This is a genomic window from Endozoicomonas gorgoniicola, assembly GCF_025562715.2.
Taxonomy (GTDB): domain Bacteria; phylum Pseudomonadota; class Gammaproteobacteria; order Pseudomonadales; family Endozoicomonadaceae; genus Endozoicomonas_A; species Endozoicomonas_A gorgoniicola.
Genome location: NZ_JAPFCC010000001.1, coordinates 5,126,352 through 5,146,172 on the forward strand (window position 1 = coordinate 5,126,352; position 19,821 = coordinate 5,146,172).

At 47.0% G+C, this 19,821-nt stretch carries 19 protein-coding genes and 2 tRNA genes; 7 read left to right on the forward strand and 14 right to left on the reverse strand.

What is annotated here, in order from left to right; genetic code table 11:
- Positions 1-181: 181 nt before the first annotated feature.
- Positions 182-754 carry a methylated-DNA--[protein]-cysteine S-methyltransferase gene (locus tag NX722_RS22940; protein WP_262565186.1) on the reverse strand — a complete coding sequence of 191 codons (573 nt, stop codon included), beginning with the start codon at positions 752-754 and terminating at the stop codon, positions 182-184.
- 414 nt (positions 755-1,168) lie between these two features.
- Here NX722_RS22940 and NX722_RS22945 point away from each other — a divergent pair, with 414 nt between their 5' ends.
- Positions 1,169-2,497 (forward strand): hypothetical protein, encoded by a 1,329-nt coding sequence (locus NX722_RS22945; RefSeq protein WP_262565187.1) that lies wholly within the window; start codon positions 1,169-1,171, stop codon positions 2,495-2,497.
- A gap of 560 nt (positions 2,498-3,057) precedes the next feature.
- Here the strand turns inward: NX722_RS22945 and NX722_RS22950 are convergent.
- Positions 3,058-4,125 (reverse strand): IS4 family transposase, encoded by a 1,068-nt coding sequence (locus NX722_RS22950; RefSeq protein ID WP_262565188.1) that lies wholly within the window; start codon positions 4,123-4,125, stop codon positions 3,058-3,060.
- 233 nt (positions 4,126-4,358) lie between these two features.
- Here NX722_RS22950 and NX722_RS22955 point away from each other — a divergent pair, with 233 nt between their 5' ends.
- Positions 4,359-5,012, forward strand: a complete 654-nt coding sequence (locus NX722_RS22955) for a hypothetical protein (protein WP_262565189.1) — start codon at positions 4,359-4,361, stop codon at positions 5,010-5,012.
- 201 nt (positions 5,013-5,213) lie between these two features.
- Here NX722_RS22955 and NX722_RS22960 read toward each other — a convergent pair.
- The 7 genes from NX722_RS22960 to mutY all read right to left on the reverse strand — a co-directional run bounded on the left by NX722_RS22960 (position 5,214) and on the right by mutY (position 10,365).
- A tRNA-Phe gene (locus NX722_RS22960) sits at positions 5,214-5,289 on the reverse strand.
- A gap of 48 nt (positions 5,290-5,337) precedes the next feature.
- Positions 5,338-5,413: transfer RNA gene (locus NX722_RS22965), tRNA-Phe, on the reverse strand.
- 212 nt (positions 5,414-5,625) lie between these two features.
- Entirely contained in the window at positions 5,626-5,844 is a 219-nt protein-coding gene (locus NX722_RS22970; protein WP_262565190.1) for a hypothetical protein, read from the reverse strand.
- A gap of 175 nt (positions 5,845-6,019) precedes the next feature.
- Positions 6,020-6,292 carry an oxidative damage protection protein gene (locus NX722_RS22975; RefSeq protein WP_262565191.1) on the reverse strand — a complete coding sequence of 91 codons (273 nt, stop codon included), beginning with the start codon at positions 6,290-6,292 and terminating at the stop codon, positions 6,020-6,022.
- Positions 6,293-6,352: 60 nt separating this feature from the next.
- Positions 6,353-7,813 (reverse strand): protein adenylyltransferase SelO, encoded by a 1,461-nt coding sequence (locus NX722_RS22980; RefSeq protein ID WP_262565192.1) that lies wholly within the window; start codon positions 7,811-7,813, stop codon positions 6,353-6,355.
- Between the two features lie 11 nt (positions 7,814-7,824).
- Complete coding sequence (locus NX722_RS22985) at positions 7,825-9,192, reverse strand: serpin family protein (protein ID WP_262565193.1); 1,368 nt, start codon at positions 9,190-9,192, stop codon at positions 7,825-7,827.
- Positions 9,193-9,279: 87 nt separating this feature from the next.
- Positions 9,280-10,365, reverse strand: a complete 1,086-nt coding sequence (gene mutY / locus NX722_RS22990) for an A/G-specific adenine glycosylase (RefSeq protein ID WP_262565194.1) — start codon at positions 10,363-10,365, stop codon at positions 9,280-9,282.
- Between the two features lie 361 nt (positions 10,366-10,726).
- On the opposite strand from mutY, the gene NX722_RS22995 reads away from it, so the two are divergent.
- Positions 10,727-11,581: a magnesium transporter gene (locus NX722_RS22995; RefSeq protein WP_262565195.1), complete on the forward strand. Its 855-nt coding sequence runs from the start codon at positions 10,727-10,729 to the stop codon at positions 11,579-11,581.
- Here NX722_RS22995 and NX722_RS23000 read toward each other — a convergent pair.
- From NX722_RS23000 to NX722_RS23010, 3 genes are read right to left on the reverse strand one after another with little or no spacing between them, the layout of a single operon-like run.
- Positions 11,553-12,353, reverse strand: coding sequence for a metal ABC transporter permease (locus tag NX722_RS23000; RefSeq protein ID WP_262565196.1), 801 nt, complete (start codon positions 12,351-12,353; stop codon positions 11,553-11,555). The genes NX722_RS22995 and NX722_RS23000 overlap by 29 nt on opposite strands.
- On the reverse strand, positions 12,346-13,320 hold the full coding sequence (locus NX722_RS23005; RefSeq protein WP_262565197.1) for a metal ABC transporter solute-binding protein, Zn/Mn family: 975 nt from the start codon (positions 13,318-13,320) through the stop codon (positions 12,346-12,348). Before NX722_RS23005 ends, NX722_RS23000 begins: the two co-directional genes overlap by 8 nt.
- On the reverse strand, positions 13,301-14,587 hold the full coding sequence (locus NX722_RS23010; protein ID WP_262565198.1) for a hypothetical protein: 1,287 nt from the start codon (positions 14,585-14,587) through the stop codon (positions 13,301-13,303). Before NX722_RS23010 ends, NX722_RS23005 begins: the two co-directional genes overlap by 20 nt.
- 393 nt (positions 14,588-14,980) lie before the next feature.
- Between NX722_RS23010 and NX722_RS23015 the strand changes: the two genes are divergently transcribed.
- The 3 genes from NX722_RS23015 (at position 14,981) to NX722_RS23025 (ending at position 17,178) form a co-directional block, all read left to right on the forward strand.
- A complete protein-coding gene (locus NX722_RS23015; RefSeq protein ID WP_262565199.1) occupies positions 14,981-15,403 on the forward strand; it encodes a hypothetical protein in 423 nt (140 codons plus the stop codon).
- 283 nt (positions 15,404-15,686) lie between these two features.
- Positions 15,687-16,361, forward strand: coding sequence for a hypothetical protein (locus tag NX722_RS23020; RefSeq protein WP_262565200.1), 675 nt, complete (start codon positions 15,687-15,689; stop codon positions 16,359-16,361).
- A gap of 394 nt (positions 16,362-16,755) precedes the next feature.
- Positions 16,756-17,178, forward strand: coding sequence for a hypothetical protein (locus tag NX722_RS23025; RefSeq protein ID WP_262565201.1), 423 nt, complete (start codon positions 16,756-16,758; stop codon positions 17,176-17,178).
- A 37-nt stretch (positions 17,179-17,215) separates the two neighbouring features.
- Here NX722_RS23025 and NX722_RS23030 read toward each other — a convergent pair whose 3' ends face one another.
- Positions 17,216-17,416: a hypothetical protein gene (locus NX722_RS23030; protein ID WP_262565202.1), complete on the reverse strand. Its 201-nt coding sequence runs from the start codon at positions 17,414-17,416 to the stop codon at positions 17,216-17,218.
- A gap of 615 nt (positions 17,417-18,031) precedes the next feature.
- On the opposite strand from NX722_RS23030, the gene NX722_RS23035 reads away from it, so the two are divergent.
- On the forward strand, positions 18,032-18,463 hold the full coding sequence (locus NX722_RS23035) for a hypothetical protein (RefSeq protein WP_262565203.1): 432 nt from the start codon (positions 18,032-18,034) through the stop codon (positions 18,461-18,463).
- Positions 18,464-18,500: 37 nt separating this feature from the next.
- Here the strand turns inward: NX722_RS23035 and NX722_RS23040 are convergent, their stop codons facing one another.
- Positions 18,501-19,640, reverse strand: coding sequence for a PilT/PilU family type 4a pilus ATPase (locus tag NX722_RS23040; RefSeq protein ID WP_262565204.1), 1,140 nt, complete (start codon positions 19,638-19,640; stop codon positions 18,501-18,503).
- Between the last annotated feature and the right edge of the window lie 181 nt (positions 19,641-19,821).

Consider the following 19,821-nt stretch of genomic DNA (forward strand, 5'->3'; position numbering starts at 1 on the left):
ACTTCTCTTTTTTTTGTTGCAGCAATCCTTCTCTGAAACATCCTGTTAAAAGAAGGTACTTGTTTTTTAATTGACTATACCGTCATCAATAGCTTAACCACAACACTGTGATAAAAGCAGGCCAAAATAAGGTCTCTCTTAAAAACGACAAATGTCATTTAATAAGCCGGACCTGTCTTTGCTACGATTTACAGCTGCTTATCCGGGTTTCTCTATCTATCAACTGGCGTTTAATGTTCACTCCCCAGCGATAGCCGGAAAGACTGCCATCTCTGCGAACGACCCGATGACAGGGAATCGCCACTGCAAGCAGGTTGGCACCACACGCCCCTGCCACAGCCCTGACTGATTTGGGTGAACCTATTTTTTCGGCGATATCGGTATAGCTGACCGTTGCGCCTGCTGGAATATCCTGCAAGGCTGCCCACACTCGTTTCTGAAAAGCGGTTCCCTGTATATCCAGTGGCAGTTGCAGATCCATTTCCGGGTTTTCCAGAAATCCCACCACTCTGGCAACCAGTTGTTCATACAGGCGGTCATTACCCATCAGGTTGGCATTGGGAAAACGATCCTGAAGGTCGCGAACCAGCTTGTCCGGATCGTTTCCCAGAGAGATTGCACAAATGCCTTTTATACTCTGGGCAACAAGAATTGTTCCCAGGTAGCACTCACCGACAGCAAAATAGATATCGGTGTTATTGCCACCTTCCCAGCGAGGGTCTTCTTCGATTAGCAGCGATGTTTTGTTATCCATGACTGAGTGTTCCGGCAAAAAAAACAGGGACGGTGTAAGGTTCAGACAGTCTGGCGACGATCCGGATCTTGCGGTCAAATTTTAAGGAAGCGATGAGAGAGAAACAATAATCATCCCCTTTTTTCAGCCTTTACCTATACTTGGTGACGTTCTCAATCAGGCTAATCATTTTTGTATTCTAAAAAGAGAGATTGCCCAGTGATCAGTTCGTTAAAACACATAGTCCGTCAATTCCCACAGATAAAAATGGTGCTTCCTGCTTTGGCAATTATGGTCAATGCCTCAGCCTTCGCCGGGAATACTAAAGAAGATGTCGAAGATAAGAATACCTCAAGCGAAACAGAGACCGGCAAAACAGAACCTGCTCCCCGGCACACTGCCAACATACACCCTTATGTTTTTCAAAGGGAGGGCATGCCTCAAATAGTCATTTCACACCCGCATCGCTACTTTCCTCTCATCAACTCTGAAAGCGGTCAACCGGAACTGGTGGAAGTCGATGACCCCGGGCAAATACCATCCGGTGAATCTGGTAACGGTTTCAACAACTATTACAGCTACTCGGTCAATACTGGCGAGATTTCTATTGATACCGGTCAGGCTTCTGCTGACACTGACCAGGGCTCTGTTGCCACAAACAGGATAAGATATATGTTTGCAGGAGCAAACGCTTATGAACAATTAAGATATGTCCTTCCTGACTATCTAATAGAGCGGCGTAATGAGCATATTGAGTCGCGGGTCTTTACACCGACCCAAACACATCATTCATTATTACCTGAACGTCCCGTTCAGAATGGCCATTCTATTGAACAAGCCCTTGATCATTTTACCCAGTCCGACCAGAATGGCATCCTGCCAGAAGAACTCATTAATTTTTCTCTCGCTTTCTCAGATCTGAGCCGAGAATTTGAGGATTCACTTGACGATACAGAGAAGACAGAAACATTCAACTTGCGAGTCATTAACTTTGAACAAAGAGCTCAAACTCTGGTAAACATAATACGTGAGCAGGGAATTGACCTTCTGTTACTTGCAAGAACAAGAGTAAATGAATATGAGGCGATAATGAAAGTATTTACCAGAGAAGGGCTCAATCCCCGTTTGGTTATGGCCAGCCAGGGTGGACAGGTTCGCACCCGTCACATGGACGTAATGGAGTCTACCGACGGGTCCCTCATTTCGTCTATGTTCATCCAGTTTAACCGGGAGGGTGCTTCTTCAAATGTGAGAGCAGAACCGGTCGATCTGACTGCGCTGAATGTCCTTCCCGTTGATGGCTACGCGTTAAATCAGAATATGCCTGCCGCTGTTGATATTAGATTTGCTGATGAACAAACTGTTCGCTTGATCAGTGCGCTGACTCCACCTCGTCAGCAAGAAAGAGATCGGACGATAACAGATATCGAAACAATTGTTACTCATGCTGAATCGTCATCAGTCATGCCTTTTTACTCATTTAAATCCGATAGTCATGCAAAAGAGTCTGAACAATTTGTTGAAATGGGCGGTAAGGCAATCACTGACATTCACCCAATCATTTTTCTCCGGGACGGAGTCGGAGGAAGGTTCCCTTATAACGCTGATAGCCAGGAAGCCAAGTTGTTCAGACGTATTCTGCGCAGATACTGGGACAGCTCACCCTCTTTCGATGACCCCTACTCCATCAAACTCCGCACTCCCGGTGATGACAATGACCGTGACGGTTCGGGGTTAGGAGGGGGTATAAGCACAGGCTCTTAGCCGAAATCATTGAGACAGCGGCAGATAAAACACATAACAGACAATACAGCTGTCCGCTGTTTCATGTGCTGAAAATATTGGCAGTAACTTTGCTTCCGGATCTATCCGGCCTCACTGCCAATCAAGCTTGGTACTGAATGGATTCTGCCAGATGAGACTTAACAACCCTTTCTGAACTTTTTAAAGGGGGGCTGAAACTTTATTTTGTACAGATTGTCAAATCGCTAAATAAACGATTTATTACAGAGCGTTATAATTCAGGGAGATGATAATGTTAAATATACAAACATCGTCAGTTCAGGCTCTTCAGACACAGAGTCCGGATCAGGGAAGAAAGATTGAAACCGAACAGTTACAAGCAGCCAAACAAATACAAAAACTATGGCGAGGTTATTCAGCACGGAAAAAATTTCAAAAACCCCATATTCCTTCATGTACACCCAATAATAACCTTAAGCACTTGCCTTGTAGCAACGACCCTATTTCGCATGCAGATAAATACCTCCTCCCACATCAAAGTCGATACGCAATTGTAGCGACTGGAGGTGTGGCATGTTTAGCTATGTACGGGACAAAACATAAAGCAGGTCCGAAAAAGATGTTTCATCACTTCGACGGCATGAGTTCACAAGTACCCGTCGCAGCAAGTCCAAGCCAAGCCGAAAAAGACTATTTTGAGGGCGGTAGTGTTTATTCAGAGGCAGCTGATCGGCTTCACCGTATTTCCAGTGGCCTGCAACCATACACCAGAGAAAAGTCAGCGCAAGAATTGCCATGAGCTTGTCCATTTTTTCAGGCTCTGTCATATGAGTGGACTCAATCTCAAATCCTCGTTTTTTCAAGCAACCAAACAGAGTCTCTATACTCCAGCGTTGAGAGTAATCATCAATCATGGTCTCCGGATTTTTCGTGCCAACAACGATTAACAACCCTTTCGGTGACCGCCTTGCAGCAATGTAGAGCAAAACATCAGACACACGACGCTTAGTCATCCAAACTTCAGACTGGCCATATTTTAGATGACGAAACAGCTGGCCTGCTCGCAACTTTTTGCCGTTGCGCCCATCGATGCTAAAGTCTTCACGAATACGCAGTCGAAACAAAAGATGATTCTGTTCCAGCCATTCGAACCATTCCCTGCCAATAAACTCACGATCTGCCAGCAGATTGTCGATCTTTTCTGCAGGTATCAGGGCGATCACTTTCTTCATAAGATCAATGCGCTCCTGTGTACTTGAATTGCCTCCTCCTTTAGTCAGGCAGACCCATGCGATGGGGATGGAGACCCCTTGCCATGCTACAGACACTACAAGATAGTTGATGTCTTTACCGCCGTATTTCCAGTTGGTTCGATCCATGCACAATGTATAGCGTTCAAGACCAAGCCAGTGGAGGATAAGCTTCCCGATTTGCTTCAGACAGACTTCATAGCCCCAGAAAAAACGCTTTATGCGCCTGTAGCTGGACTCCGTGAGCGCAGTACTCTGAAAATTCTCAGCAACCCGATACAGGTTGGTAGAGCGTGCTCGCAACAAGGAGAGCATAAACTGGGCAAGGAAAATAATTCGGGCTTGATGCCAGGGCAAATGGGCTTTAAGCTCTGCGGCTAATGAGCTGACTTCTTTCATGTACGACAACGGTAAACTGTACGGAGTTAAGAGACCGGATAGGTTACCTGACGGGAAGGTCAGCTCATACCCTCCAGCTCCCATAAATCCTGACTTTTATACTTTTTGTCCCGTACATAGCATGTTTAGCCAATGCATTAAGTATCTATAAAAAAACCAAAATAATACCCAAGATATTTTTACTAGACTACAACCCCATTGTTGGAAAGTTCTGGGAAGTTCTTATCAATGCAATGAATGACTCCAGTGATAAAGAGTCATTCATAAAAAAAATGCCAGATTATGACCCCGAGACGTCTAAGTTTTATTTAACAAAAGAATCAAAGCGTTACTCTGAAAATGTTGAGGTATGGGGGTGTGAGACTCAATTTCCCGAAGAAAAAAAAGAAATGGCTTTTTTGGAAGACTGGGGGTTAGATAAGGAAAAATTCATGGCATTAAACCTTAAAGACTTCTTTCAAAACCTCTTTTGTTCTGAGGAAAATAGTTTTGATGTTATAAAAAGAATGTTGGAAAATCAGTTTTTGTTTTTAAATGTCGACTGGTCAAAGAAAGATTTTGAACCTGTTTTTAAATTTATAAAAGAAATTTGTGACCACAATGGTGCAAGTACTATAGTTTACGAGTCCAACATTCAGGACTGTGTTGAACGAAATGTAAATTGTGTAGAAGCTTCCGATGCTCTTTCAGCAAATGTAAATATAATGTCACCTGAGATCACGGTAAAAACTTCACAAGAAAATAAAAACACATGGTTGCAACCTGATCATACAATCTATCATTTGGAAAAGTCTAACAAGCGAATATTTGAACATACAAGAATACGTGAGGAATATCCATTTATGCCACCATTTAAAATTACCAGGATACAAAGCGATAACTACTGAGTATTCATTGCTGACGACTCTGTTCAGGATCCTCTGTGGCAGGATAGTTGTCCCGGTTACTGATTGATCAACCAGGCAGTGGCTTGCCGAAGCCCTATTTTTTGTAATCGTCGAATGTCCTTCCCGAATAGGCACCTGACTGGAAAGCTGAATATATGAACGAAAAAAGCCCTGAAGCGTTAACTTCAGGGCTTTTGAATATGGTGCCTAGGGACAGAATCGAACTGCCGACACGCGGATTTTCAATCCGCTGCTCTACCAACTGAGCTACCCAGGCTAAATTTTTTCATCAATTCGATGGCACGACCATTTCATCAACAGGAAATGGTGCCTAGGGACAGAATCGAACTGCCGACACGCGGATTTTCAATCCGCTGCTCTACCAACTGAGCTACCCAGGCGCTTCACAGCTTTCTAAACTTTCTAAGCAAGACTTTCTAAGCAAGAGAAGAGCGTGCGAGGCGTATTAAACGGATTTCCCCTGCTCTAGTCAAGTATGGAGTGAGGATTTTCTTCTTTCTTTTTAGTGCGTTAGTACAAATACCAATGTTTAAGAGGATGGCGTTTCCTGATCAGTCATCCTCTCAAACGCAAATTGCACAGACAATACGCTTTACTGGAACACCACATAGTCCGCAAGGGTTTCCAGATCATCGAGTTTCAGCAACTCTTCGATAGGCGACTGTTGAAGGCTTTCTTTCAACGCTTTGTAGGCTTGGGTATCGACGACAATGTCACCATTTTCATCCTGAAAGAAAATGGATTGATCCTTAACGCAGGCCAGCAACCTTTTCTTCTGGTTGTTGGAAAGAGGGATGTCTTTAATGCTCATTCAATATTCGACCCGTGATAACTCCAGAGAGCCATTATATGGGCAGGACGAGGTAGTAGCTACCGACAAAGCAGGTAGCTCTCTGTGTTTCCGTTGCCCACCGGGATATCTGGAACTGATTCGAGGCTTGTGTCCTTACTTTGCACCGTTCTGGGAAGGTGCCTGTAGATCCATGTCAATTGTCTTCAGGAACAAACCCTTCAGCAGCATCCACCTCTTCACCGGCAAAATATTTGTCCATCTGTTCGGTCAGGTATTGACGGGCTTCTGGCTCCAGCAGATTCAGGTGTTTTTCGTTGATCAGGCGGGTTTGGTGAATCTGCCATTCTGTCCATGCCTGTTCGGAAACATTTTCGTAAACCCATTGTCCCTTGGGTCCTGGCAGAGGTGGAACAGCAAGACCTTCAGCTTCTTTTTTCAGCTTTACACATTGAACAGTACGACCCATGATGTTTCCTGAATAGGTTGGTTAAAGGTGGGCTCATCTTAACGCCAATTGGTGGATAAGTCAGGATGAGCAGCTGATTTCCAGTTTTTTGCCCCAGTCGGGTGGAGCAGCGGCAAAGTGTTCATATTCCGGATGCTCTCCATAAGGGGATTCGAGGACACTCAATAATTCTTCTATGGGCTTGTAGTTGCCCTGTTCCGCCTGCTCGATGGTTTGCTGCGCCAGGTAGTTTCTGAGAATAAATTTGGGGTTCACCTGCTTCATTACCTGACTGCGGGTGCGGTTATCCATCAGGTTACGTTTCAGACGTTCGGTGTAGGTGTTCAGCCAGCGCAGCAGGGGGGGCTGTTGTAAAGTCTGAAGGTAATCAGGAAGTGGGGCGTCAGGAGAAAAAGCACACAAAGCTCTGAAAAACAGGGTGTAATCACAGTGTTCGTCCTGCAGCAGTTGCAGAAGGCTTTTGATCAGCTCCGGGTCTTCGTCTTCAACCAGCGTTAAACCAAGTTTTCTGGTCATCAGTTCGGTGTAATGACCGGAGTAGAGCTGTGGGTATTGGTCGATAATGGTTTGCAGAGATTCGGTATCGGCAATGAGTGGCAACAAAGCCTGGGCCAGCCGGCCGCAGTTCCAGTAGCTGATATCCGGTTGCTGGCTGAAGGCGTAACGACCATAGTAGTCGGAATGGTTGCAGATATAGTTCCAGTCAAAATCGTCCTGAAAACCAAACGGGCCATAGTCAAAGGTTTCACCCAGAATGCTCATGTTATCGGTGTTCATGACGCCGTGGGCAAACCCGGCTGCCTGCCAGTGGGCAACCATCAGGGCGGTTTTCGAAATGACTTCCTGAAACAACAGAAGGTATTTGTCGCTGTCATTAACCAGCTGCGGGAAGTATTGCCCGATGGTGTAATCGGCAAGTGCCTTCAGCAGATCGTGCTGTCTGGTGTAATAAAAATATTCAAAGTGTCCAAAGCGGATATGGGTTCTGGCTAACCGCAAAAGGGTTGAACCTTTTTCTTCTGTTTCCCGGTAAACAGGGGTATCGCTGGTGGTCACGCATAAGGCTCTGGTGGTGGGTATGCCCAGGTGGTGCATGGCTTCAGAGCATAAAAACTCACGGATGCAGGAACGCAGTACCGCCCTGCCATCGCCAAAGCGTGAGTAAGGTGTGGTGCCGGAACCTTTCAGATACAGGTCCCATTTTCCCTGATGGGTTGTCTGAACCTCTCCAAGCAGCAAGCCTCTGCCGTCACCCAGTTGTGGGTTGTAGGCACCGAACTGATGACCGGAATAAACCATTGCCAGGGGCGCAAATGACGGACAGGTGTCGTTGCCGGAGGTGATTTCACACAGCTGATTAAGGCTGGTACAGCTTGTGTCAAGTTCTATCAGGTCAGCTGCTGGCTGGCTGATACAGACCAGCCGGGGGTTTGTTAAGGGGTTAGCACTCTGTCGTGTATAAAACGCTTCAGGCAGTTGCGAAAAACTGTTTCTGAATTTTAGCTGGTTCAGATTTGTCATAGTGGCTGTCTTTACTGCTGAAGTACCTCCATTACAGATGAATCGGTTATCTCGGCGAACGCATGAACCATTCCTTTTGTATCAATGATCAATAAAACAAACCCTCTGTTAAAGCGTATTTTTTGTTCTCTTGAGTAGGACGGTTGTCTGGTTTGGGCAGAGGCAAGAGAAGCTTCTTCCTGGACTCGCAGCACAATGCTCTGTGATACAGCAACCGGCCCAGCGGTTGCTTCCCCGGCTGTGGAAGTTGCCTGACCGCTGTTGAAAAGCTCTCCGGGGAAGCTCTCTGTCAAGGGAAGAATGCCGCTGGAGCTTACCTGAAACGAAGGCATGGCTACAGTCATTCTGGTCTCTTCCAGCGAATCCAGCAAGTTTCTCACTATTTCTGCATTCAGTGCACTCACACCTGTTCTGTAGGGAGGCAGAATGGCTACTACTCTGAGCTCTGATCCTTGATTGTGAGGAAAGGCCACCATTTGCCATGAGCGCTCAGGAACACTTGTATTGTTAGGGTTTTCTGCCTGACGACTGTATTGTACCGGTACGCCTCTGCCCTCCATAAATCTCACGTTTTCAGTATCGCCGAAAGTGCTTCTTGAGATATGTATATTTGGGAATGCCCATTGAGCATCAAACGTAATAACACTATGCAAACCGGGCGTAGCTGTATGCAGAATGTCGTCATCAGAAATGACAGGGGAGGCTGTATTCGGAAAACTTTCCCTGAGAAAATTTGGTATCTGTTCTGGTACTTCTGAGTCAGGTTCGGTATTCAGATGATCCGCATCGCGATGACTAACAGTGAATCCCGCACTTTCTCTTGTCATATCAGCAATATTGCTACGGTTTGGAAGCTCTAAACTAGAGTATTCTTCTATTGTTTCTTGATCCATGCCCCCCAATAACTCCAAACCATTAAGAGCTACTATAGGGGAAAATATCTGGTTACCTGCCCAAGGGGCTGTATTTGAGAGCTGGCCTCTGATGGGGAAAGTAAAGGTCAGGATATCTGTTTCTGCTGGTGCCATTGCCTGTGTTTCCACGGCTGTCTCACTGGTTATTGCCTGCCTTTCTGTCTCTGTTGTAACTGATTCGGCTGAGGTATAAGAAAGGAAGTATAACGCACCGTTTCCACAGATTGGGCAGTAGAAGGTCTCTTGCCCTTGCAGTTCAACACTCTGTTCTCTGGAAATAAAATTAGTTAGATCGCACGTGGCGCATCGGAGAATGGTATTGAAGCCAGGTTCAATCAAGCTAATGGTATCAATGGAATAAACATTCGCTTGAAAAAAAAGTAACCCCAATAAAAAAGTTGTGACTTTAACCGGGAAAGTTCCGGAAAATAATACCTGAAAGACTGTCTTATTCTTCGGTTTCATGGCGTTACCCAGGTTAAGGCCAGAAAAGCCGGTTATACCAATATCGATAGTGGTTGCCGCTCCTCCTGACGCTATTGTCCAGAAAATTCAGAGGTTCTGTTTTATTTTTTTCAGGAGTTTGCTAACCGGTGCTGCCAGCCCCAGCTGAGAAGGGGTATCGGGCTGAAACCAGTGCCAGTGGTCGCCTTCCTGAACCTGACAGGAGTGAAGTTTAGTCGTGTCGGCAAAGGTTTTTACCGGTGTAATGTCCAGATGGTAGTGACTGAAAGTATGGCGGAAACTGTCCCACTCTTCGAACTCGATGATGTTGATGCCAGTCAGTTGCAGAGTTTTTTCTGACAGGCTGTCTTCTGATAAATCATCATTGACCTGGATTTCCGGAAATCCCCACAACCCTCCCCATATCCCCGTGGGTGGACGCTTTTCCAGTAAAACCTCACCATTCTGATTGATGATCATCAGCATTTTTACCGACCGTTCCGGCTTGTCTTTTTTGGGCTTTGAACCGGGAAACCGTGTTTCTTCACCGAGCTGGTGGGCGATGCAGGAGTCCTTCAGAGGGCAGATCAGGCACGAAGGCTTGCTGCGGGTGCAGACCATTGCGCCAAGGTCCATCATTGCCTGTGTGTAATCAGCCCCCCGTTTTTGGGGCGTGTACTCCTCTGCAATTGTCCACAGTTGTCTGGCAACGGCTGATTGTCCGGGCCAGCCTTCTATCGCCCGGTATCTTGCCAGTACACGTTTTACATTGCCGTCAAGAATCGGTGCCCGAATGTTCATACTGATAGAGGCTATGGCACCTGCTGTTGAACGACCAATGCCCGGTAGTTGTTCCAGTGCCTCTACCGACTGCGGAAATTCTCCGGCATGATTTTCCATAACCATTCTGGCGGCTTTGTGCAGGTTTCTTGCCCTGCTGTAATAGCCTAGTCCGCTCCAGTGGTGTAATACATCGTCTTCCGCCGCGTTAGCCAGATCGGCAACATCTGGAAAGCTGGCCATAAATTTTTCGAAGTAGGGGATAACGGTGGTCACCTGGGTTTGTTGTAGCATGATTTCACTGATCCAGACGCGATAGGGCGTAATATCCTGCTGCCACGGAAGATGTTTACGTCCGTGATGGTCAAACCATTTCAGAACCTGTTGGCTGAATGTTTTATCGTTGTGAGTCATTTTGGTTGAGTATTGGAATTGTCAGGAGCATTATGGCGTTAGAGGAGTGTAGCTGCCAATGCTAAACGGATTGGCAGCTGCGCTATAAGGCACGGCAAAATGCTATTGCCACTAATAATAACTAAATGTATGCTCTCCGCCGCATACTTATAATCTGGAAATTTTTATGGAAACCGATAAACCCCCGAGTAGAAAGGTAAGTCGTGATGTAACGCTCTGACGGTTTTCTGTGTCTGTTCGCCGAAACCGTCCGGGTTTCGGTTCTGCTGGTTTAATCCCCTCCGAAATATCACTTCTTACACACTCTGATAACAAGTAGTTAAAAAACAATCGACGTATATATTGCGCCTGGAGGATTACCATGGCGGTTGCTGATATGGCTGTTACAGACCTGCATCTTGTAAGTGTAAGTGAAAGTGAGTTTGACACTGCTCAGGCTATTGCCTTTATGCGATATCTCAGTCTTAAAGAGAAGGCTGAGTTTATTATTGGTTTAACCCTGAGTCAGGCGAATGATGTGTTGTCAGGGTGCCCATTGCGTGAAGTTCAGGACATTCTGGAACTGCTGGAAGATTCGGAATACGAAGTTCGTGCCCGGCAGATCAGTATGGGCCTGGGCTTGATCAGCAGTGAAGTTGAACCTGTTGGTGAATACCTTGATAACAGTGTGATGTCTCACGTTCGTGAGCGCATTGGCTGGATTATTGGTCTGGCGTTGATGGGTATTGTTTCCGGACTGATTATTTCACGTTACGAAGATGCCCTGAGTTCAATGGTGTTGCTGGCAGTTTATATGCCGGTGGTTGCGGCAGCAGGCGGTAACACCGGTTCTCAGGCAGCAACGCTGGTGGTACGCGCGCTGGCAACCGGCGATATCGGTATGAATGACTGGGTCAGAGTGGTCTGGAAAGAGTTTCGGGTTGCCTGCTTTATTTCCATGGTGCTGGCACTGGTGATTGGGGCTCGGGTTGTCATGTTCAGTGGTAGCAGTATCTTGCCGGAAGGTATTTCTTTGCAGATGGTGGCGTTTGCCATTGGTCTGGCGATTTCCATGCAGGTGATTATGTCCACCACCCTGGGTGGTGTTCTACCTCTGATTGCCAGGGCTTTCCGTCTTGATCCGGCGGTTCTGGTCAGCCCGGTTCTGGCCTCGGTGGTTGATATTACCGGTATGCTGATCTACTTCTTTACGGTGACACAGTTGCTGGGGATTTAACCATCACCCGGAATAATGCACACGCCACCGCCATCATCACCACGATGGACGCTCCTCCCGGATAGTCGAACAGGCTGGACAACATCAGGCCTGTTCCTATCCCGATAATGCCCAGGCTATAGCCTGTTATCCAAGACTTGATTCCCACCCTTCCCGAGATCGCCAGCGCCGGCATGATCAGGGTAGTGAATACCAGATAAACTCCAGACAGTTTCACCGACATTGTGATCATGATGGCAAAAACTGGATAGAACAGTCTGCCGGTCAGTAATTGAGGCATCAGAAACAAACCCGCCAACAACGTTATTGTTGCCAGTGTGGGGATTTGCAGGTCTGACCACTGTATCCAGAGCAGTCTGCCCCCCAGGGTGTCGGAGATATGCTCGGCTCCATGCGGGTCGCTGGCAAGGACAAGCAGTATGCACGCCGCTGCCAGAATATAAATACAGCCGATGATCGCTTCCAGCTCAATGGCAGCACGACGGGACAGTTTTGATATAAGACAGGCGCCAGCTATTGAGAAAACAAACGGCATAACCGTTTCCAGCCCATTCTTAAAGGTTTCCTGTAAATGGCTGTGGGAACTCTCCAGTGCTTTATTCATGATGTGAGCAATGACAGCACCCATGGCGGCAATTTGGGCCACAGCCAGATCCATAAAGACAATACCTCTGCTCAGCACCTGTCGTCCAAGAATCAGATGGCTGATCAGTATCAGAACACCACCACAGAATGATGGCAGCAGTATGGTCACAAGACTGATATCAACCATTGCTTTTAGTGGCCTTCAGTAGTTTACCAATCAGGTCATCATAGAGGCTTGTCAGAGCCTGGCTCTTGTTATTGTCATTGACCGACATGGGCAGCTTAATGGCAGGCACGCCGATCTGTTTACTCAGCCATTCTGCTCCGCTTTTATCCTGATACGAGGCATAAACGACAGCATCCACTCGTGTGTTTTTAGCCAGTTTCAGGAGTCTGGACAGATGTTTGCCGGAAGGTGGCAGCCCTGGTTTGGGCTCAAGGTCGCCAACCATTGATATGCCTAGCCACTGGAACAGGTACTCGAAGCTGGTGTGGTAAGCCACTACCTGCATACCCTTCAGGGGTTTGGCTTCCTGTTCCCACTTCCGGATGTTTTTCTGCCACTGTTCATCAAACTGTTTAATGTTCTCTCTGTAAGACTCCCCGTGATTGGGATCAATCTTTGCCATTCGTTCTGCCAGAGCATTGGCAACAGTCATTAAGCGATAAGGGTCAAGATGAAAATGAGGGTTTCCTTCCGGGTGAACATCGCCCATGGTGGGGTTAACGTTTTCGAGCTTACCAATAGTGTCTATCTGCTCGGCAGCATAGAACATACCGTCTTTGCCGTTTTGAATCCTGGCATTGGCTGATTTCATTTGCAGCAGAGGAAGCCAGCCTGCTTCGAGATCGGCTCCGGAGCAGATCGCCAGATCGGCATTGCGCATTTTTGCAATCAGCCCTGGTCTTGCCTCTATGTGATGAGGGTCCTGCAGGGCAGAGGTGGCACTGTAAATTTTACTGTGGGGTGCAATTTGTTCTGCCAGGGCTTTCCATTCGGGTTCACAGGTCAGGATATTTAACGCTGTGGCTTCAGGAATGAAAAACAGAGCAGGTGTTATCCCCAGAGCAATCCCCAGAGCAAAAAGCAGCCCGCTAATGCCCTCATTGTTAATAAGAGGGTTAATAAGAGGGTTAAAACTGGTGCGCATCATGAGCCCCTAAAGACATTACATATTGCAGAGTGATGATGTTGTCGTTGATGTGTTCCAGACCTTTGCCTTTCTGGTGTGTCCATTGCAGACGTATGGTGGAGAAATGGCTGTGACTCCATGACAGCATCAACTCGGTTTCCTGCAGTGAATTCTTGTGATGGTGGTCGTTTTCAAGCTTTAAGCCGTTAAATTCTCCATAACGAATACCTGTCGCCCATTGTGGAGCAAACTGATAGACACTGCTCAGATACCAGCCGTCGTGTTTATCGTCAGAGCTTTTAATGGTTTTGTTGTCGGTAATGTTCCTTGCCTGAAGGTATTCGGCAGACAGGCTCAGATGACGGTATTTGTAGTTTCCTTCCGGAGCCCATTTCCAGACAGCCTCTACGCCATAAAGGTCTTTGCCTGTATAGGAGGCTTTGTGACAGTGGTGGTGATCATGGTGGTGGTTGCTGTGATGACTGTGGTTTCCGTCAGAGTGCTGGAGATTTGCATCATGCTGCTTGTGATGATGCTCTTTCTCATGGTGTTCATGATGATCGTGGTGATGATGTTCTTCTTCATCATGGTGCTTTTGATGAAGATTGTGGGCATGATGTTCTACCGGGTGGCTTCGGGGACTGGTACCATTTTCATTACGCAGGTAGTTGAAACCAATCTGCCAGCTGTGTTCATGGTTGAAGTCACCACCGATCTTCGTAAAAAAGTTGTATACCCCGACCGAATTGGGGTCTTTGATGTTATTTGCCCTCAGTTTTTTGCCGCTGAAAGCTTCAGCCCCGATATTCCAGTAAATGTCTGTAGGCATCAGGTAACTGACTCGTACGCCATCATCAAAATAATGGGAACCTAACAGAGCCCGATAAACCGCCGGACGCTCTGTGAACGAATCGGTATGGGTATGCTGACTGTTAAGATAACCAAAGTCGGATAGAAAACGACCCGCCCTGACGGAAAGCCCTCCTGGCAATGCCAGAGTCTGGATAAAGGCTTCTTCCGTTTCTACGTCTGTTTTGCTGTCGTGGGAATGAAGGACAGCTGTCAATTTTCCAAAGAAAAGGTCGTCGACTGGGGAGCTGATACTCAGCTCAACGTGGCCCAGGCCAAAGCCTTTGTCCGTTTCGCTGAGGGCGCTTTTTTCAGACTTGTAGTGACCATCCAGTATCAAACTGTAGTTTGGGTTGAAGTCGATGGCGTGAGAAGTTGAAAGATAGCCAAGAAAGGCGGCTAAAGAGAGGGCTGTTTTGGTGATGCACCGATTATTCACTGCGGTTTGCTCTATGTGAAGTTGTTGTTGGAGCGCAAAGGCTTATGCAGTGTTTTGTTATAGTATAACGTTTCAGAAATGCCAGAAATTGATTAAATATTATTCTTACTCATAATGTTTGGGTCATTTGAAGGAAAATGGTTTAAGAGGTATGAGGCGATGTTTATATATTCAGAAGAGAATGTGCTGCAATTGACCAATGCTTTAAAGTTTAAGAACACAACCACCATACCTGGCAGCAGACAGATCCCGGCGGTAAGATCCAGACAGTTTCGGGCAAAAAGTTACTTTTCCGGATACGTCTTCAGGGGAGATTCCAGACAACCGGACATTATATTTGAACAGGGTTTCGATCTTAAGCAGCCCGTTACGGAAATGAGGCAGGTGCAAATAATGACTGGAGTCACTCCTGAGTGGGATGAATTCCCCTGTTATTATGGCCGTACGCTCGAAGAGGGTATATCAACCAGTGTCGATGCCTATGATGCAGCCTTCTACAGTCTGAGGTACAGGAAACCACCAGGGTATGTTTACTTGATTGATGCAATGGACATGGCAGGGTTTGTTGTATCTTACACCATGGAGAAATTTTCAGAAACGCCGGTTCTTGAAGACATACGGGAAGTATGCTTTCTAGCCCCTATTCCCAATACATCGGTAGTAGGGGCTGTATGCCCTGAAGGCTTGCGCCCATTATTATTTTCTTGGCCGGAAGCGATAGTCAGGCTTAACCTGAGTGTTAATCCGGAATACTGGTCAGGTTGTGAGAATGGACTGGCTGCTGGAAAGAAAGTGGTCGAATTATTTAATACATGACCTTGCTGGTGGCTGAGAAAGTATCATCCGGGTTCCGGTTACGAATCCCATTTCTGATTTTCAGTTGTTGTTGGAGCGCAAAGGCTTATGCAGTTTTTTGTTGCAGTATAACGTTCCGGAAATGCCAGAAATTGATTGAATATGACTTTTGTTCATGATTTTCGGGTCAGCTGCAGGAATCAGAACTTTTCCTGCATTGTAGTTAGACTGAAGCTTACTGAAATGACTTGATGATGCAGTGCTACGGGCTTTTAAAGAAGAGCAGTTTAAGGGGTATTGGACGATGTTTGAATCCGGTTTCGACACAGACACCCTGTATTCTGAAGAGAGTGTGCTGCAATTGACCAATGCTTTAAAGTTTCAGAACACAACCACCATACCCGGCAGCCGACATATCCCAGCGGTAAGCTCCAGGGACTTTGGGGCAAAAAGTTACTTTTCCGGATACGTTTTCAGGGGAGATAGCAGACCTCCGGACGTTATATTTGAGCAGGGCTTTATGCTGCAGCATTCAGTGCAGTCAATGGGTCAGGTGCGTATGATGACCGGAACCAGTCCTTTTGCCCACTTTCCCGGCTTTACGGGAAAAGAAGGTATATCAACCAGCGTTTGTGCATGTGATGCAGCTTTGTATACTGGGAACCTTAAAGCCCTTGAATTTAGAGGGTATGTTTACCTGATCGATGCAATGCACATGGGGGGATTTGCTGTATCTGATGACCCGGAAACATTTTCAAAACCTCCCATTCTTAAAGAAATCAGTGAAGTATGCTTTCCATGCTCTATTCCAAATACGTCGGTAATAGGGGTTGTATGGCCTGAAGGCTTGCGGCCATTAATATTAGATTGGCCGGAAGTGACAGTCAGGCTTAACCTGTCTGTTAATCCTGAGTACTGGTCAGGTTGTGAGAAGGGACTGGCTGCTGCAAAGAAAGTGGTCGAATTATTTAATACATGACCTTGCTGGCGGCTGAGAAAGTATCATCCGGGTTCCGGTTACGAGTATTCAGAGCCGATTTTCTTCTTTGGCAAGCCTTTTTATATCAAGGGCTGAAGCCTTAAGTCAGTGCCATTGGTTTAAGAGGTGTGAGGCTATGTTTAAACCCGGTTCCAGCAGCAGTTCTATATATTCAGTAGGGAATGTGCTGCAATTGACCAATGCTTTAAAGTTTCAGAACACAACCTCCATACCCGGCAGCAGACAGATCCCAGCGGTAAGATCCAGAGAGTTTCGGGCAAAAAGTTACTTTTCCGGATACGTCTTCAGGGCAGATCGCAGACCCCCGGGCATTATATTTGAACAGGGTTTCATGCTTTTGAAGCCCGTTACGGAAATGGAGCAGGTGCATACAATGACTGGAGTCAGCCCTAAGGCGGATGAAAACCCCGCTGGTTATGGCTTTACGTTGCAAGAGGGTATATCAACCGCTGTCTCTGTCTATGAGGCAGCCCACTACGCTATAACCGGCTGGCGACCAGCAGGGTTTGTTTACTTGATTGATGCAATGGACATGGCAGGGTTTGTTGTATATGACACCATGGATACATTTTCAGAACCGCCGGTTCTTGAAGACATACATGAAGTATGCTTTCTAGCCCCTATTCCCAATACATCGATAGTCGGGCTTGTATTGCCTGAAGGCCATAATCCATTAGAGCCCAGCTGGCCTGAAGCGACAAACAGGCTTAATCTGATTGTTAATCCAGAATACTGGTCAGATTCCGAAATGGGATTGACTGCGGCAAAAAAAGTGGCGGGGTTGTTTAACGCCTGACTGCACAGGCGCTTGCCGGGAGCCGGGGAGGTGGCAGTCAGGAATTCCATTGCTGGTTTTCAGAGTCCACAGGGCTGATGCTTAGGTTGTCGTTTGACCCGAAATTCGCAGAAGGCGTCTGATCCATTTTCAGCAACAGGCGCAGGTTGTTTGGCGATGTGGCATGCAGCATAGCGCGGTCCTGGGTAATTTTTCCGGCTTTAACCAGATCGTAGAGCGCCTGGTCAAAGGTCTGCATGCCCTGGCTTTTGCCTTTATGAACGGTTTCATTCAGTTCGTCGATTTCGCCATTCTTGATGAGGTCGGCGACTCGTGGCGTGTTGATCAGGATTTCGTGTACTCGTTGCTGGACTAACTACGAGAAACAAATCAGGAAAACACAACCGTTTTCTGGCTTCTACCGCCGATGCGCTGGGACACAGCGTATGTGTAAAGAGTTCCCCTGTCGTGGTTCGGCAACCTGTACGACAGTGAGAGGCTATGTTATTTGACATAGTGGGTCGCACGTAATTCCCGATTAGAAGCCCCCACTAGAATCGGCTTGCCGATTTAGTGGAGGGAGTATGTCACGAGGCATGAGGTTATGTTTAAACGCGGTTCCAGAAGTCGTTCTCAGGCAGACAGCTCACATTCAGAAGGGAATGTGCTGCAATTGACCAATGCTTTAAAGTTTGAGAACACAACCACCATACCTGGCTGCAGACAGATCCCAGCGATAAGATCCAGAAAGTATCGGGCAAAAAGTTACTTTTCCGGATACGTCTTCAGGGGAGAAAGCAGACCCCCGGACATTATATTTGAACAGGGTTTCATGCTTTTGTATCCCGTTATGGAAATGGAGCAGGCGCATACAATGACTGGACTCGCCATTCTGGATGAAGACGTTCTTTATGGTTATGGCAGTGGCAGTACGTTCCATGAGGGTGTATCAACCACTGTCTCTATCTATGATGCAGCCTACTACGTTGAGAGGCGCTGGCAACCGGCAGGGTATGTTTACTTGATTGATGCAATGGACATGGCAGGGTTTGTTGTATCTCACACCATGGATACATTTTTACAACCGCCGGTTCTTGAAGACATACATTATGAAGTATGCTTTCTAGCCCCTATTCCCAATACATCGATAGTCGGGTTTGTATTGCCTGAAGGCCATGATCCATTAGAGTCCCGCTGGCCTAAAGTGATAAAGAGGCTTAATCTGACTGTTAATCCAGAATACTGGTCAGGTTCCGAAAAGGGATTGACTGCGGCAAAAAAAGTGGCGGGGTTGTTTAACGCCTGACTGCACAGGCGCTTGCCGGGAGCCGGGGAGGTGGCAGTCAGTAATTCCGTTGCTGGTTTTCAGAGTCCACAGGGCTGATGCTTAGGTTGTCATTTGATCCGAAATTCGAGGAAGGCACCTGATCCATCTTCAGCAACAGACGCAGGTTGTTTGGCGATGTAGCGTGCAGCATGGCGCGGTCCTGGGTAATTTTTCCGGCTTTAACCAGATCGTAGAGCGCCTGGTCAAAGGTCTGCATCCCCTGACTTTTGCCTTTATGAACGGTCTCATTCAGTTCGTCGATTTCGCCATTCTTGATGAGGTCGGCGACTCGTGGCGTGTTGATCAGGATTTCGTGTACTGGTACCACCGAGCCTTCTTCTTTACCCTCAACCAGTTGCTGGCCGACCACCATTCTCAGGCTGAGTGACAGGTCCATAAGAATCTCAGAGTGCTGTTCTGGGGGGAAAAAGTGAATGATTCTTTCCAGAGCCTGATAGGTGTTATTGGCGTGCATGGTGGCTATGCATAAATGGCCGGTTTCAACAAATTCAACGGTATGTTTCATAACGCCGGGAGAGCGAATTTCTCCGACCACCACAAGGTTGGGCGCCTGTCTCAGTGCATTAAACAAACCGGCTTCATAGCTTTCGGTGTCCAGTCCGACATCCCGCTGGGTAACAATACAGTTTTTGTGCTCATGAATGTATTCCACAGGGTCTTCAATGGTAATGATATGGCCTTTGCTGTTCTGGTTGCGGTAATCAACCAGTGAAGCCATTGACGTGGATTTACCCGCTCCTGCTGCTCCGGTGATCAGAATAAGCCCGCGTTCCTGCAACATGTGGTCAGCAATCTGTGGAGGTATCGACAACTCCTGGTGAGAGGGAATGTAAGAGTTAAGCCTGCGAATCACCAGACCAGGCTCAGACTTCTGGAAAAAAGCACTGATCCGAAAGCGTCCGACATCTTTCAGGTTGTAGCCATAATTACACTCTTTGTTTTTAACAAACTGCTGAAAGCGTTCTTCTCCCATAAAAGTACGAATACTCTGATGTGCCTGTTCACTGGTCAGAACCGTGTTACCAACGTTGTGGATCGATTTACCAATTTTGAGGTTGGGTGGAATGCCTACGGTGAAAAAGCACTCGGAGCCTTTTTTGTCAGTCAGTAACTGAAGAATTTTGTCTATTTTCATGGCAGCCATGGCAACGCAGGAAGGTAATAACTGATATTGTCGGCTTGCGGGCTTTGAACTTGCGGCTATAGAGTAGAGTCTGATCGGGAACAGACCGGTTCTTCCCTGAATTAAGCAGACTGCTTGAGTTGACGCCCCTGTAATCCGCCCGGGGTGGCACTCTTTACTCTGGTTCCGGAGA

Coding starts and splice junctions, on each gene's coding strand:
- NX722_RS22940 (WP_262565186.1), bottom strand. CDS start 754: ATGGATAACAAAACATCGCTGCTAATCGAAGAAGACCCTCGCTGGGAA.
- NX722_RS22945 (WP_262565187.1), top strand. CDS start 1,169: ATGCCTCAAATAGTCATTTCACACCCGCATCGCTACTTTCCTCTCATC.
- NX722_RS22950 (WP_262565188.1), bottom strand. CDS start 4,125: ATGAAAGAAGTCAGCTCATTAGCCGCAGAGCTTAAAGCCCATTTGCCC.
- NX722_RS22955 (WP_262565189.1), top strand. CDS start 4,359: ATGAATGACTCCAGTGATAAAGAGTCATTCATAAAAAAAATGCCAGAT.
- NX722_RS22970 (WP_262565190.1), bottom strand. CDS start 5,844: ATGAGCATTAAAGACATCCCTCTTTCCAACAACCAGAAGAAAAGGTTG.
- NX722_RS22975 (WP_262565191.1), bottom strand. CDS start 6,292: ATGGGTCGTACTGTTCAATGTGTAAAGCTGAAAAAAGAAGCTGAAGGT.
- NX722_RS22980 (WP_262565192.1), bottom strand. CDS start 7,813: ATGACAAATCTGAACCAGCTAAAATTCAGAAACAGTTTTTCGCAACTG.
- NX722_RS22985 (WP_262565193.1), bottom strand. CDS start 9,192: ATGAAACCGAAGAATAAGACAGTCTTTCAGGTATTATTTTCCGGAACT.
- mutY (WP_262565194.1), bottom strand. CDS start 10,365: ATGACTCACAACGATAAAACATTCAGCCAACAGGTTCTGAAATGGTTT.
- NX722_RS22995 (WP_262565195.1), top strand. CDS start 10,727: ATGGCGGTTGCTGATATGGCTGTTACAGACCTGCATCTTGTAAGTGTA.
- NX722_RS23000 (WP_262565196.1), bottom strand. CDS start 12,353: ATGGTTGATATCAGTCTTGTGACCATACTGCTGCCATCATTCTGTGGT.
- NX722_RS23005 (WP_262565197.1), bottom strand. CDS start 13,320: ATGATGCGCACCAGTTTTAACCCTCTTATTAACCCTCTTATTAACAAT.
- NX722_RS23015 (WP_262565199.1), top strand. CDS start 14,981: ATGACTGGAGTCACTCCTGAGTGGGATGAATTCCCCTGTTATTATGGC.
- NX722_RS23020 (WP_262565200.1), top strand. CDS start 15,687: ATGTTTGAATCCGGTTTCGACACAGACACCCTGTATTCTGAAGAGAGT.
- NX722_RS23025 (WP_262565201.1), top strand. CDS start 16,756: ATGACTGGAGTCAGCCCTAAGGCGGATGAAAACCCCGCTGGTTATGGC.
- NX722_RS23030 (WP_262565202.1), bottom strand. CDS start 17,416: ATGCAGACCTTTGACCAGGCGCTCTACGATCTGGTTAAAGCCGGAAAA.
- NX722_RS23035 (WP_262565203.1), top strand. CDS start 18,032: ATGACTGGACTCGCCATTCTGGATGAAGACGTTCTTTATGGTTATGGC.
- NX722_RS23040 (WP_262565204.1), bottom strand. CDS start 19,640: ATGAAAATAGACAAAATTCTTCAGTTACTGACTGACAAAAAAGGCTCC.